Source organism: Bradyrhizobium sp. AZCC 1719 (assembly GCF_036924525.1).
Lineage (GTDB): Bacteria > Pseudomonadota > Alphaproteobacteria > Rhizobiales > Xanthobacteraceae > Bradyrhizobium.
Window position 1 is genome coordinate 6169171 of the sequence record NZ_JAZHRU010000001.1, and the last position, 14115, is coordinate 6183285.

At 58.8% G+C, this 14115-nt stretch carries 11 protein-coding genes; 5 read left to right on the plus strand and 6 right to left on the minus strand.

Translation table 11 applies throughout. The features are described from left to right. Positions 1 to 518: 518 nt before the first annotated feature. Positions 519 to 1679, plus strand: coding sequence for a GNAT family N-acetyltransferase (locus V1292_RS29180; RefSeq protein ID WP_334376021.1), 1161 nt, complete (start codon positions 519 to 521; stop codon positions 1677 to 1679). Positions 1680 to 1783: 104 nt separating this feature from the next. Continuing rightward, the gene (locus tag V1292_RS29185) at positions 1784 to 2377 is read left to right on the plus strand and encodes a LabA-like NYN domain-containing protein (RefSeq protein WP_334376022.1); all 594 of its coding nucleotides are present in this window, start codon (positions 1784 to 1786) and stop codon (positions 2375 to 2377) included. 561 nt (positions 2378 to 2938) lie between these two features. Here V1292_RS29185 and V1292_RS29190 read toward each other — a convergent pair. The 5 genes from V1292_RS29190 to V1292_RS29210 form a co-directional block, all read right to left on the minus strand. Continuing rightward, entirely contained in the window at positions 2939 to 3226 is a 288-nt protein-coding gene (locus tag V1292_RS29190; RefSeq protein ID WP_334376023.1) for a nitrate reductase, read from the minus strand. Positions 3227 to 3329: 103 nt separating this feature from the next. Then, on the minus strand, positions 3330 to 4310 hold the full coding sequence (locus V1292_RS29195; protein ID WP_334376024.1) for a CobW family GTP-binding protein: 981 nt from the start codon (positions 4308 to 4310) through the stop codon (positions 3330 to 3332). A gap of 11 nt (positions 4311 to 4321) precedes the next feature. Further along, on the minus strand, positions 4322 to 5548 hold the full coding sequence (locus V1292_RS29200) for a CobW family GTP-binding protein (protein ID WP_334376025.1): 1227 nt from the start codon (positions 5546 to 5548) through the stop codon (positions 4322 to 4324). 75 nt (positions 5549 to 5623) lie between these two features. Then, positions 5624 to 7111 (minus strand): PepSY domain-containing protein, encoded by a 1488-nt coding sequence (locus V1292_RS29205; RefSeq protein WP_334376026.1) that lies wholly within the window; start codon positions 7109 to 7111, stop codon positions 5624 to 5626. A gap of 14 nt (positions 7112 to 7125) precedes the next feature. Beyond that, entirely contained in the window at positions 7126 to 9510 is a 2385-nt protein-coding gene (locus V1292_RS29210; RefSeq protein ID WP_334376027.1) for a TonB-dependent receptor domain-containing protein, read from the minus strand. 215 nt (positions 9511 to 9725) lie between these two features. Here V1292_RS29210 and V1292_RS29215 point away from each other — a divergent pair, with 215 nt between their 5' ends. From V1292_RS29215 to V1292_RS29225, 3 genes are read left to right on the plus strand one after another with little or no spacing between them, the layout of a single operon-like run. Continuing rightward, positions 9726 to 10430 carry an ABC transporter ATP-binding protein gene (locus V1292_RS29215; protein WP_334376028.1) on the plus strand — a complete coding sequence of 235 codons (705 nt, stop codon included), beginning with the start codon at positions 9726 to 9728 and terminating at the stop codon, positions 10428 to 10430. Position 10431: 1 nt separating this feature from the next. Beyond that, positions 10432 to 11829, plus strand: a complete 1398-nt coding sequence (locus V1292_RS29220; protein WP_334376029.1) for an ABC transporter permease subunit — start codon at positions 10432 to 10434, stop codon at positions 11827 to 11829. Positions 11830 to 11837: 8 nt separating this feature from the next. Continuing rightward, entirely contained in the window at positions 11838 to 13313 is a 1476-nt protein-coding gene (locus V1292_RS29225; protein ID WP_334376030.1) for a DUF3526 domain-containing protein, read from the plus strand. Between the two features lie 163 nt (positions 13314 to 13476). Here the strand turns inward: V1292_RS29225 and V1292_RS29230 are convergent, their stop codons facing one another. Next, positions 13477 to 14055: a Fur family transcriptional regulator gene (locus V1292_RS29230; RefSeq protein ID WP_334376031.1), complete on the minus strand. Its 579-nt coding sequence runs from the start codon at positions 14053 to 14055 to the stop codon at positions 13477 to 13479. Between the last annotated feature and the right edge of the window lie 60 nt (positions 14056 to 14115).

Below are 14115 nucleotides of genomic sequence, written 5' to 3' on the forward strand. Positions count from 1 at the left end.
ATTCACTATTCATCACGAGCGATGCTTCGCTCATGGGCCAATGCACGGGCGTTCGCCCCTTCTCCCTTATTACGTTTTATTCCGTTCTGCGGCTGCTCTTAAGGACTACACCGAGGGAAGCAGAAGCAACATCGTCGGCCTTGGACAAGCGGCGCGAAGCGCTTTGGCCGGCGACACGTTGGCGGCCGTCGTCGTCCAAGATCCGGTCAGTTCGGTGTCGACGAAGCCGGGCGACGTGACACGATCGTCATCGATGCGAAGATACCTGACTGCAAACTAGGTCAAGAGTTCTACTTCGGAGGTACCTCGCCCGGAAGCGCATTGCTCATCAACATCCACCTTTGCGCCGCCGACCCCGCAGGCGCGGTCGGTTAGATTCCTCCCTCCGGAGCGCGCCGGCACGGATATCTCACTGCTGCGCCACGCGACGGCGATTTTCCTACGACACGGAGGCAGACGGCATCATCACGATCGCCCGTCGGAGACAAGCGCAATCGATTTAGCGGTGAGTAAGAAGCATGGCCAAGTTGGCTGTTCCAGAGCCTGGGAAGCAGGCCGCGTCGTTCCGCGTAGAGTTTGTCCGCGACTGGACCAAAGCCTCGGCGCGCTGGGGCAACGGCGGCGACGCTACGGTCTTTCAACACAGGCACTGGCTCGATGCGTGGTATCGCGCCTTCGACACCGTCGATCCCGTGATTGCCATCATCAGCGACACGAGTACGCAGCGCGATGTCGCACTCGTTCCGCTGGTGTGCCGCAATCAACACGGCGTTCGCTCGATCGAGTTCGCGGATCTGGGCCTGAGCGACTACAACGCGCCGATACTGGCATCCAACGCGCCGCATGTTGCCGCAAGCCTGCACACGATCGGTTCCGCGCTGCTGGCGGCATTGCGCCAATTGCCTGATCGTCCCGACCTGATCCGGCTGAAAAAGATGCCGCTTGAAATCCGCGGGCGTCCCAATCCGTTGGCGGAGATCGAGGGCGCCCGACCCTGCTCGGTGAACGGCAATCTCGTCGAACTCGGCGATGATTTCGAAGTCTATCGCGCCTCGATCCGCAGAATACAGATGCCGCGGTGCTGGCGCGTCTTCACCCGCCACCCCGGAGCCCGATTTGAAATCGCCACCACCGTCGACGAAGCGCTGCGGATTCTCGATGTGATGGATCGCCAACAGCACAAGCGCATGAAGCAGTTGGGAAAGAAATTCGTTCTCGACGAACCCCGTCGCGCGAAGTTCTATCGCGACGTCGTCAGTCGCGGTCTTGCGGAAGGCTACGCCGTGGTTTCGGCGTTGATCTGCGACGACGGCGTCGTGGCCACCACCCTGGGATTCAGGCACGGCCCGCACTATTCTATGCTGCGGAACACCAACGCCGGAGAGCAGTGGTCCAATTTCTCACCGAGCCGGCTTTGCATCGAGCGGACGATGGCCGCCTTGCACGGGCAAGGTGTGCGGCACTTTGATTTCAGCATCGGCAATTACGATTACAAGCGGCGTTTTGGCGCGCAACCTCTTCCGTTGACGGATGTCGGTATCGCCCTTTCCTGGCGCGGCGTGCCCTATGTGTTGCGCGACCACGCCGTGGAGAGACTGCGACGCTATCCGCGGCTCGCCGGAAAGGTTCGGCGCGCGGCCGGCAGTCTTACAGCGGTCAAAGAACTCTGGGCACGGTGACGGGGTTGCGCGGCCCTTACGCCGCGTCGGCCGGCCGCGCGAAACACACAACGTGAACTGATGTCTCTAATGCCTTGCTGTCCGACCTGGGAGCCATTGTTTGAATGTCATCTTGCTGTACCAAGATCGTGCTACTTATCGACGGCCCCAATCTTTATGCGGCCAGCAAGACGCTTGGTTTCGATGTGGATTACAAGCGACTGCTCAAGGAGTTCCAAATTCGCGGCACGATACTTCGGGCGTTCTACTACAACGCGATCATCGAGGATCAGGAATATTCATCGATCCGGCCCCTGATCGATTGGCTCGACTACAACGGCTATACGGTGGTAACCAAAACAACCAGGGAGTTCACCGACACCAGCGGCCATCGCAAGATGAAGGGCAGCATGGACATCAAACTCGCTGTTGATGCCATGGAGCTTGCCGAGCATATCGATCAGATGATTCTGTTCTCAGGTGACGGCGACTTCCGCCCATTGGTGGAGGCGATCCAACGTCGAGGCGTTCGCGTCACTGTCGTCTCAACCATTGCCACCCATCCTCCGATGATCGGCGATGAACTTCGGCGTCAGGCCGACGCTTTCATCGATCTGGTGGATTTGAAGCCCAAGCTTAGTCGCGACCCGTCCCAACGGCCAGCCCCGCGCGACGCGCGCCATCCCACGTTATCCTCGCAACGGGACCATCACGGCTGACAACATTCTCGCCCGCAGAGGGAAAGAACCGACGCTGCAGTGCTTTCCAAACGCACCTTAAAATTTAGCCCCGAAAGAGCTGATCTAATAACGAACTCACCGCTTTAAGTGCTGGCTGCAGCCGGACGGGTCGGACGCCCGAATGGCGGAATCAAAATCAGTTTGATTATCCAACGATTTCAGGGCGCATTTAAAAAAGCTGAAAAGTCGCTCAAGTAATTCCGATAGGTTGGCAGCCGTTTCCAAATGAAAAACAGCCCTCCACGGAGGATCAGGCGCGGCGAAATCTGGGAGCGAACTGCGTCGAGGCGTCCAAGAGCTTCGGTGTCGAGCCGCGCATGCGAAGAAAGGCCAGTTTACGCGCGAGGAACTGGCCTCGCTCGTCCAACTGAACGTAGAGTCCTTGAAGGAGTTCTGCTGACCTTCGATCTGCCGCTCAGCCGACTCCGGCCGAACAGTTGCGGCTCGGCCAACTCGACAACGCTCCGCTCGATGCATCGAGCAGCTTCGGGGAAACTTTTCGCCAACAATATCCCGGTGAAATGTCCGTGAAAGCGCGCTCTAGGTACGAAGTCTCAGATCAAGCGCTTCTTTCAGTTCATCGAGAGTGACGTCGGGAATCGATTTGTGGATTCTTGCAATTATTGGCTTTTCCCCGTCTCTCAAGATCGCGACGACGGTTTCCACATCGGGACATCCTGGCTCTCGACAGGTCAACTCGCTAACCGAGATAGTCACGTCATTCGACAAGCCCAACAGCTTCTGCGTCTGCAGCTTTAATTCCTGAACTGCCTGAGGATAGCCGATTCTTTGGACCCGCCGCCCCATAGGTAAGGCAATCTTTGGCATGCTTCTGGCGTCCGAATGGATTTGCGAGGCTGTCAGCCTCAGCGTGACAACGGACAAACTCCGCTGCCATGCTGCAAGCTTGGTGCATCACCCGTGCCTTCAATCAGTGACTTGAGCCCCGACACTGCTCAAAGCCTGCCTTCAAGACGTCCTCCGGCAAATCGCGCCCGATGAAGACCAGGCGGCTTGTTCTCGGCTCATCGGGTTTCCAGGGGCGTTGATGGTCTCCTTCGAGCAACATGTGCACTCCCTGAATAACAAATCGATCGGGATCGTCCTGGAATTGGATGATGCCCTTCAGCCGCAGAATATCGGTCCCGAACTGACGAACGGTCTCCTGCATCCAGGGGAAAAACTTCTCAGGAATGAGAGGTGTCTGCGTCATCAATGACAGACTCTTTACGTGACTGTCGTGCTCATGGTCGTGAGCTTCACTGAGAAAGCCAGGCTCGAATTCAAGAACCCTGTTGAGATCGAACGCATTCCGATCCAGGACTTTCTCGAGGTCAAGGGCGCAACGTTCGGTGCGATGGATCATCGCATAGGGATTAATTGAACGAATCCTTGCCTCGACGAGCTTAAGGTCCGCCTCCGAGACCAGATCGGTCTTGTTGAGCAAGACAACGTCGGCGAATGCGATCTGCTCTTGCGCTTCGTGCGCCTGGTCGATCTCTCCAAGGAGGTGCTTTGCGTCGATGACCGTGACGATGGCATCAAGTTTCGTGTTGCGACGAACGTCGTCATCTACAAGAAAGGTTTGCGCCACGGGCGCCGGATCAGCAAGCCCGGTGGTCTCCACGATGATCCCGTCAAACTTGCCGCGCCGCTTCATGAGTCCTTCGAGAATCCTGATGAGATCACCTCTCACCGTGCAGCAGATGCACCCGTTGTTCATTTCGAATATTTCTTCGTCCGCATTGACGATCAGATCATTGTCAATTCCGACCTCGCCAAACTCGTTCACAATCACCGCATAACGCTTGCCGTGGGTCTCGGTCAGGATACGATTCAGCAGAGTCGTCTTCCCTGCCCCCAGGTACCCGGTGAGGACGGTGACCGGTGTTTGTGAAATCACATTGTTCATGCTTGGCCCTTTCAGCGTTGAGGTCTCGTTGCGTTCTGAATCACAGGCGGGGGTTCAAACCGGGCGGTGGCGCGCTCGTGAAGCAACAGCAATAGCCCTGCGACAAGCGCAAAGCCGAGAACGCTCAGACCCGCGACCGTCAGCACCAATTGCGCCTTTGCGCGCGCTGAAATGCCTGTTATCGCCGTGAACAGATTCTTGACGACCGCTTCATCAAGGCCATGAGCGATGACGACCATTCGCGTGCGACGATCGTCCGAGGGCCAGGCCGGAAGCCGGTATTGTTGAATCGCATGCTGAACGCCGTGCACGACGACAGGCCGCTCCGGATCGTCCTCCAGCCGGACAAGCCCCTTCAGACGGAGCAATTGCGGACCGCCTACGGCCTTGAGCAGTTCAATGAATGTGGCGAGATTTCGCGGCGATACGGGCCGGCTTTCGAGCAATGCCAGGCTCTGGATGCCAGCCGCCGCATGGCGGCTCGCGCCTGTGGCATCGTTGTGAGTTTGCCCTTGCTGGGCCAACGCCACCTCCAAGGCCAACCACCCCTCGACATCGGCCCCCTGTTCGGAGGGAACGTAGCGACGCGGAGCAAAGACCGCTGCGAGATTGAAGTCGTTCCCGTGACGGTCCACGATGGCCGCGGCAGCGTTGATCTGCCGGATCTTCGGCAGCAGGCCGGAGAGATCGGGAGCCGCGGCGGCTTCTGCGCCAAGATCCGTCTTGGTCAGCACGACACTATCCGCAAACGCCACCTGCTTCATGCATTCGAAGTGCCGCTCCATCGTCTCTTCGATCATGGTAACGTCGATTGCGCAGACGACGCCGGACAGTCGAAAGCATCTTGCGACGACATGGTCCCGATACCCGACCGCCGGAAGACCGCCCGGTGTGATCTGATTGATGATCGGAGCGGGATCGGCAAGCCCGGTCGTCTCGACGATCACGCGCTTGAACGGCGGGGCAGCCTTGCTCTCCACAGCGTCGTAAAGTTCGAACAGGGAAGACCTGATGTCGCTGGCAGCTGTGCAGCAGAGGCAGCCTGTCGTTGTCACCATCAGCTCGCGCTTGTTCACGCGAACAAGGTCATGATCGATGGATATATCGCCAAACTCGTTGATGATGACGGCGGTGTCTGCAAAGGCCTCGCTCGCCAAGAGCGCATTGAGGAGCGTGGATTTCCCCGAGCCCAGGAAGCCCGTGAGGATCGTCACCGGAATCGGCTGGTCTATCTTCATTGCCCGCAATCAAATCGTCCCGATGCGTAATGTTATAACATTACATTAAGTCGCGCAACAACCCTCGGGGGCCCATCACGATTGATTGTGGTCTCTGCCTTTGCAGCGCATGGGCAGGCGGGCCATTCGAAGCGGCCAGCGAAATTCAAGTCTCAGTCGCCGCCAGGCGATTACCATTCCGGTGATGCTGAACGCTGCTCCAAACGCGCATAGAACAACAATAATCGCGCTCCGCAGGCTGGGGCGCGCCATCAAGGCAGGAAAATCGAAAGTATGCAGCGCGCGATATAGCCAGCGATAGGTTCGACGCTGCGCATCAAGCTTTTCCAGGTTGGCGCCGCTAGCACCATCGATTTGGTACCAAACCTCCCCGCATATGGACCGATATACGGGAGCCGATGCAACTTCGGATGCACGGAAGTAATGGTCATCTGGCGCGACAGCCGAAGTGCCCGAGCAGCTACCGACAGCGTGCGAGATCACGACATTGATCTGATCGGCTTGCAGGAACGGGGAAGCCGGTGAAGCAGACGCTGGAACGACGACGGAAAGCTGCTGCGCGGCAACTCCCGTTCGATTACGTTGATGGATGCGGCCGCCGAAAGTGAACCACTCGATTTCACGGGTAGCCGGTGAAAGCGATGCGGGCACTGTCGCGGTCAGTTCGAGCCATGCCGGCGTCCCGGCGATCCGGTCGGCTTCCGATCTGGTAAGCACGCCGGTGGAAAAGAGACGGCCATGGTCCATCGATAGCCATCCGCTAACAATCCACGTCATCACGAACGCAGCGCACGCCAATCCGAGCCAGTGATGCCAAGCATGCCATTTTCGGAAGGGAGATACGATACGGTCTCGCACGCGCCTGAGACGAAACAGGCCTACCATGAGGCCCGACAATGCCGCGATGACGGCAGCAAGGGACAACCACCAGACCGTGACGTTCCAGGCCATCGAGTTCTTGCGCAGCACACTCGGATAGATCCAATGGACGACGCTTCCAACGTAGTTCCATGCGCGTTCACTGCGCGTCGTATCTCTCACGATCTCGCCGGTGCGTGACGAGACGTACAGCTCGGTTCCCGCAACATCGTTCAGAGCAATGCGATAGAGAGGTCGGTGTCCGTCGAGACTGTTCGGGACCGTCCATTGATCATATTCCGCCAGTTCCACGAAAGTGGCCGCAGCAGGATTCAAGCCGCGCAAGCGCGCATGCTCGGACCCGATTGCGAGTGCCACTTTCTCGGAGCCGATATCGGCCGCGCGCAGATCGTCAGCATGCAGGGCTTTCATGCCGGAGGCAGTCGACACCAGGTACACGGGACCGTCGCTGCGCTGCCACAGACGCACCCGCGTGACGCCTTTGAGCGTGCTCGCCGCGACAGCCTCGGCGGGACTTTGCCTCACCTTGGAAACGTCGAAGACGGACAATCCTCCGAAGCGCTCAGCTTCGGTGAGCGCTGGAAATGGCACAAAGTGCATCACGATCCCAGATGCAAACCACATCACGAACAGCAAGCACAGCGGGATGCTCAGCCAGCGATGGATAAGGACCAGGACCCGCAACGGGCGAACCACCATCAGAATTTGAAGGACGCCCCGACTTCGTAGGTCCGCGGTGCCCCCAGTAAGATCTGATCTGGATAGAATGGAGAGCTCCATGCCGCGTACTTCGCATCGGTGAAGTTACGTACCCGGAAGGTGACGCGCGTGCTGTCAAAATTCGGGAATGTCGGTGACTTCGGAATGTCGATAAAGGCGAAGGCATCCGCGGTCGTATAGGCGAGTAGCTTAACCGTATTGGCATCGGTGCTATACCGGTCGCCGACATGACGAACCGAAACGCCGAGCTCGACCGGCAGCCAACCCGGATTAAGGAAACGATACGAGGCCCCGCCGTTCACGACAACGGCAGGAATATTCGGCGGGGTATTTCCCGAGAACGATCCGCCCGTGAATTCGTAGTCGGCATAGCGTGCGTGGACATACGCGACGTTGCCCCAGAACTTGAGCTCAGGGGTCGGACGCACTGCCGCAGCGAACTCCACGCCCTGCGATTTGACTTTTCCAGCGATGTTGAGGCGTTGGCCAGCCTGCGCCGAATATACATTGCTGCGCTCGATGTCGAAAGCCGAGAAGGTCCATTCGGCGCGACCGTTCCACAGCAGATTCTTGACACCGGTCTCGTAGCTGCGGGCCGACGTCAAGGTCAGCGGCTGCGTCGGGCTCAAGAGGAAGATGCTGCCTACCGACAAGTCGCTCGCCGTCGCATATTGGCTGTAGAACGTCGTCCCCGGAATCGCTTCCCACGTGTATCCGATGCGGCCGGTCACAGGTTGCCAGCTTGTGGTGTAAGGGAAACCGGCCGTGCTGACACCGTTGACGTCGGTTGACGTCCGATCGAGCTGGAAGGGATTGTAGCGGAGACCGCCGATCAGCGCGAAGTTGTGCGTAACCTTCAGCCGGTCTTCGAGATTGATCGCAAAGCTGTCGATGGTTGCGGTCTGTCGCTGCGTCGTCAGCAAACCATAATAGCCACGAAAGGGATCGACCAGCGTCACTTGATCAGAAGGAAAGTTTGCCGCACCGGGTCTTGAAAAATCCAGGTGATAGAATTCGAGCGCCGTGACGAGGCGGTTTTCCATGCCGAATAGATGCGAATTCCACGTGAGATCCGTATTGTTGCCGACCAGGTTCTGGTTGTGATGGACATAGAACCGCTCGCGATCGACCAGGTTGGTGGCGGCGTTGAAAGCGCTCACCTCGTTGTTGTACCAGTCGCGGCTGGCATTGTAGTTATAGACCTGACTTCTCAGGGTGACGTTGCTCGTTAGATCCCACTCGAATCCTCCGCGCGCCCACGACTCCTTGATGGTCTTGTGGTTGTCGAGCACGTTATAGTTCGTTTTCAGCGTACGGCTGTCGATGGTGACAGGCCCGAGATTGGTGCCGTTATAATCGGACACTTTCGTTCCGGACACGATGCCCGTGGTCGCGAAAGGACCGCTAAAAGCGACCGGGACCAGCGGCGTGCCTTCATAGACCCGCGCATTGTAGTCCTTGTATTCGGTCGCGACGAAAACCTTGAACGCATTCGTGAGGCGATAATCCAGTTGCCCAGATACGTGCAGATTCTTTGTGTCGGTGTCATCAATGAAGCCGTTCTGCACAGATCGGCTGATGTCGAACCGGTAGTCGAGGCCCTGGATGTTGGTGCTGCCTCCTGAGCCAACGCCGGTGCGAACACTGCCGAACGAGTCGAAACCGACAAACGCTTCATTCCTGATCGGTCCGGTGTGAGGCGCCTTGGTGACATAGTTGATGGCACCGCCGACCGCGCCCTGCCCCGACATCAAGGACGATGGCCCCTTGAGAAATTCAACCCGATCGAGGTTGAACGTCTCCATGGTCAGCGCCGTGAAGCCCGTCGGGCCGATATTGACGCCATTGTAGGTCACGTTGACCTGTTCGCCCTGGAAACCGCGCATGGAGAACGACACGTCGTTCGGCGCGTCGCTGGCGGTCACGCCAGTTGCGCCTTTCACCGTGTCGATCGTGGTGTGGTAGCCCTGCTCCCGGATCGTTTCCGCTCCGACGACCTCGACGGTTGCGGGAATCTCCCGAGGGGGCAGCCCTAGCCGGCTCGCGCTGGGCGTAACTACATTTGTGTTCAGCGGCGTCGCCGGCACCTGCTGTTGCCCTTGCGAATGCGGTGACGCCTCGGCGATGGTTGAGGGTCGCGGATTTCTGTTTGTCCGAGAGATACGGCCTCTTTGCGAATTCGACCGCGTGGCCACTCTCGCCGTTGGTCGCCGCTGCGGCGCGTCAACGGTTATAGGCGGCAGCGAACTCGCCGGCTGGTTGGATGATGACGAAGGCGTCTGAGCTTGCGCCTCTGCCAAGCCAAAAGGCAGCACGCCTGCCAAAAGAGCTGATAGAGAAACCGAACACGACAGGTAACGCACGCTTGCCCCCACCCCGCGAACCGCCTCAACCACATCAAGGCTTCACAAGAGACATGTAATGTTATAACGTTACATTCGTCAAGGCAGCCCAACGAGCCTCGCCATGCGACCGCAGAGCGTGAAAAGCCGAATTCACCACTCTCTTTTGCTGGCGTGCCGAACGAGGCCACCTTCGATGAGCGGCCGACGTGGCCAGTGGAGGTGTACGAGAAACCATGCTCGATGCGATTGAAGTGACGAAGCAGTTTGGCGCCAAGAGTGCCCTGGATAATGTCTCGCTCAGCGTCCTGCCTGGCGAGATCTATTGCCTCTTGGGGGCGAACGGCGCGGGCAAGACGACGCTGGTCAATCTGTTCCTGAATTTTCTACAGCCGACATCCGGCAGCCTGCAAATCGGCAAGCTCGACGTCGTGCGTCACCCATTGGAGACGAAGCGGCTCCTTGCATATATCCCCGAACAGGTCACGCTCTATGGCGTGCTCTCAGGTCTGGAAAACCTGGCATTCTTCTCCTCACTCGCAATCGGACAGCATTTGCCGCGGCAGCGGTTGCTTGAACTGCTCGAGGCGGCAGGTCTGCCTCGCCAAGCAGCCGATGACAGGGTCGCGACCTACTCGAAAGGCATGCGTCAGAAGGTGGGAATTGCCATCGCACTGGCCAAGAATGCCAAAGCCCTCTTGCTCGACGAGCCCACCTCAGGACTTGACCCGTCCGCGGCCAACGAGTTCTCGGAGCTTCTCGTCAAGGCCAGCAATGACGGCGTGACCGTCCTGACGACAACACACGATCTCTTCCACGCGAAGCAGACCGGGACCCGCATCGGCATCATGAAGCAAGGGCGGCTGGTGGAAGAACTCAGGAGCGAGGAGGTCAGCCATGCCGATCTTGAAGCGCTGTACCTCAAGCACATGAAGAGTTGACGTGTTCGCAATCATCGCCGCCAAAGATCTTCGCGTGCTGACCCGCGACGGGCGTCTGCTCTGGGCCGGAGGGCTGGTCGTCATCCTCATGCTGGTGGCTCTGGCGGCCGGATGGAATCGGCAGGTTCAGCTGAATAGCGAACGGTCGGCAGGCCAAGCCCTCGACTATGACGCCTGGCTTCACCAAGGCTATCGGCACCCGCACGATGCGGCGGAACAGGGCATGCACGTGTTCAAGCCTGAACCATCGCTTGCCGTCTTCGATCCCGGCATTGGGCCATTTGTTGGCTCGACCGTCTGGCTACAGGCGCATCGCCAGAGCGAAGTCAAGTTCCGGCCGGCCCAGGATGCAACCGGCTTGCAGCGATTCGGCGAGTTATCGCCAGCTTGGCTTCTTCAGGTTTTGCTTCCCCTGCTCATTATCGTCATCGGCTTCAACTCTGTGAGCGACGAGCGCGAACGCGGAACGTTGCGCCAGCTTCTCAGCCTGGGCGCGCCCACGCGGAGCCTTCTTTACGGCAAAGCGGCGGCGCTCGCGAGCTGCGTTGGCATTCTGATTGCTCCAGTCGGCCTTGCGTTTGCAGTACTCATCGTTGCTCGCCTTCCCGCTGGAGAGCGCGTGGACGTGGTCTATCGGATTGCGTGGCTCGCGGCGGGATACGGCCTCTATCTCGGCTTTTTCGTGTTTCTGACCCTGGCGGTATCAGCCCTCGCGCGTTCGTCGCGGACCGCCCTGGTCTTACTCCTGGGCTTCTGGGTCGCCGCAACGCTGATTGCTCCGCGCACCGCCTCCGAAGCGACGAATTTGCTCCATCCCACGCCGTCCCGGCTCGACTTTGACAATCAACTCGCGCACGACGTGGCAGACGCTGGCCGCAAGGCCTGGTCGACCCATTTCGGTGCGCGAACGCCGTGGGATCCATCGGTTCCGCTCAGCAAGTGGGGCGCGGCGCTGAAAGTCGATGACGAGGCGGGTTACGGCGCACTTGATGAAAACTTCGGCAGGCTTTGGGACACATTCGAGCGTCAACAACGCGCGCAAGAGTGGGTCGGCCTTGTTGCCCCGGTCGTTGCACTGCGCGGCTTCTCCATGGGCCTGGCGGGAACAGACTTTTCCCAACACCGCGACTTCTCAACCGCAGCCGAAGCCCAACGGCGAAAGATTCAGAACATTGTCAGTGAGGACTTGATCGAACACGCCGATCGCTTGGGCAATGCGCATTTCACCTACAAGGCTGGCCCCGAGCTGTGGGCAACCGTGCCGCAATTCAAGTATGAACTTCCGTCTGTGTCGTTTGCCTTGGCGCACCATTGGGCGAGCCTTGCACTGCTCGCCGTCATGTTCTGCCTCTCCGTCGCGCTCGCGCAGTTTGCGCTCTCCCGTCCGCTGATGCGCTAGGCAGTTGAATGAAGACAATGCACCCTCGCCCGCTCTCCACCTTGTCGCTGATCGTACTGCACGAGGCCCGCATCCTTGTCCGCGATCGCACGCTGCTGTTGGTGTGTTGTGTTCTGGCTCTCATGGTGGGTTACGGACTATTTGTGGGACTGGCGCAAGCAACGCTCCGCGACCGCATGGTCAGTCAGGTCCTCAAACACGAACAAGAGGTCCACACGGCAAATAGCGGGACGCTCCAATCCGTTCTCGCTGGCCAGACCGCGCTGATACCGTTCTCCAATCCCGCGAACCCCGCTGCCATGGCCGGCACCTTGTCCGGGCGCTACGCCACAATGCCCAACGCACCACTCGCGGCGCTGGCGATCGGTCAGTCGGACATGATGCCCAATTATTACCGCATCACCTATTTGAGCAAAGTTCAGTTCATGTACGACACGGAAATCGAAAATCCCTGGAATCTGCTCAGCGGACACTTCGATCTCGCTTTCGTTATCATATTCGTGCTGCCTCTGCTGGTTACGACGCTCGGGTATAACCTGCTGTCGGCAGAGCGCGAACATGGCACCTTGCGCATGCTCTGTTCGCAACCGGTTTCCATCGCAACCTTGATGACCGGGAAAGTCGTCGTGCGCATGCTTGCGCTGCTGGCGATCGTTATTCCCTTGCCGCTCGTGGTCCTGCTTTTGATCCGTCCCGAAGCCCGCGGTGCGGAGCAACTGGTCTTGATGCTGTCGTGGTCGGCGCTGGTGGCGGCGTATACCTTGTTCTGGTTCGCGGTCGCGGCCTTGGTCAACACCGTTGGCCTCTCATCTTCGACCAATGCGTTGATCATGGTGGCACTCTGGACGATTCTTGTGCTCATCTTGCCGGTGACAATGAACCTTGCCGTGGGATTGGTTAGCCCGGCCCCCTCCCGCACCGAGTTGGCCAACCGCACGCGCGTCGCAACCGCCGAATCATTGCGCGAATACGAGGACCTCTATAGCGCGGATTATCGCTATGCCTCCGATCCGGAAGCGCTGCTGGTAAAAAATGAACGTATCGAAGTGCCTTCGCGCATGCGTGCATTTTTTCTGGCCAAGCAAAAAGTCGACGAACGAATCGAGCCGCTTTTGAAACGTTTTGATCAGCAACTGCTGCAACAGCAAAAACTTGTCGACAGGCTAAGCTTGCTATCGCCTGCGATGCTCGTCAATGAAGCACTGACCTCTATCGCCGGCACCGATTCACACCGTTTCCTCGCCTTCAAGGATCAGACAGAGGCTTTTCACAACGAATGGCGGCAGTATTTCTCTCCCAGGATCCAGGAGAGCCGCGCCATGACCATGCGTGACCTGTCATCATTGCCCCGGTGGCATTGGATTGAGATACCGGCAAGCGAAATCAACTGGAGCATCTGGTGGCGGGCCATGTTGATGCTGGCGCTCGCGTCCGTGCTTGGCGGCCTCGCGCTTGCGCGCTCGTCCCGCGGATCGATCGAATAACGGTCCAAAGCGTTTCCGATCAGGACACCTCTGGTACAGAGAGTCGCCAAAGCTATCTACAACTGCAGTGAAGCCGAGACAGGGTATGACGCTTGCCGCTGCTCGCCGGCAAGTACTCCTTACACCTAGCCGCGAGATTGACCGATCCTGCCACAAGCCATGGTTAGCGTTCGGGCGTACCCGCGCATTCCGCACACTCGCCCTCCACCTCGATCATCGGATGGCGGGGCCTGAAGCCGGTTGTTTTCGCTGCGCCCCGCAAGCCGCGCGCCACCAGTTCGGAGGCCGCCTCCTGAACCGCGCCACATTGCGCGCAAACCATGAAGACAACCGTTTCGCCTTCTCCGTGCAGATGATCGCAGGCGAAATAGGCCGAGCGGGACGCCAGCCGATGGACGCACCCTGCCTCCTGCAGAAATTCGAGCGCACGGTAGACCTGCACGGCTTTGAGCTTTCGCGCGTCACTCACTTTCTCTGCGATCTCGTAGGCGCTCATCGGCTTTCCGGACGCCGCAAGCAAGGCAAGCACGCTTTGGCGCATCGGCGTGAACGGCACCCCTTTCGATACTGCGTACGAGCGGGCGCGAGACTCAACTGCATCGCCATCGACGGGGTGACCATGCGTCTCTTCGTGCGCGCGAGTTCCGCGCGGATCTGGCTTGCGACGCATTCCGTTCACCTTGACGGTGTAACAGTATAACAGGTATTGTGCTGTTACAACATTACACCCAGGATCGTTCATGACCAAGTCCCAAACGGAGGAGCACGCCCTGCTCTCCGATGTGGTTGTTATGTTATAACA

What these genes read in the sequence shown, in the direction of transcription:
- V1292_RS29180 (WP_334376021.1), top strand. Translation starts at nt 519, where the DNA reads ATGGCCAAGTTGGCTGTTCCAGAGCCTGGGAAGCAGGCCGCGTCGTTC.
- V1292_RS29185 (WP_334376022.1), top strand. Translation starts at nt 1,784, where the DNA reads ATGTCATCTTGCTGTACCAAGATCGTGCTACTTATCGACGGCCCCAAT.
- V1292_RS29190 (WP_334376023.1), bottom strand. Translation starts at nt 3,226, where the DNA reads ATGCCAAAGATTGCCTTACCTATGGGGCGGCGGGTCCAAAGAATCGGC.
- V1292_RS29195 (WP_334376024.1), bottom strand. Translation starts at nt 4,310, where the DNA reads ATGAACAATGTGATTTCACAAACACCGGTCACCGTCCTCACCGGGTAC.
- V1292_RS29200 (WP_334376025.1), bottom strand. Translation starts at nt 5,548, where the DNA reads ATGAAGATAGACCAGCCGATTCCGGTGACGATCCTCACGGGCTTCCTG.
- V1292_RS29215 (WP_334376028.1), top strand. Translation starts at nt 9,726, where the DNA reads ATGCTCGATGCGATTGAAGTGACGAAGCAGTTTGGCGCCAAGAGTGCC.
- V1292_RS29225 (WP_334376030.1), top strand. Translation starts at nt 11,838, where the DNA reads ATGAAGACAATGCACCCTCGCCCGCTCTCCACCTTGTCGCTGATCGTA.
- V1292_RS29230 (WP_334376031.1), bottom strand. Translation starts at nt 14,055, where the DNA reads ATGAACGATCCTGGGTGTAATGTTGTAACAGCACAATACCTGTTATAC.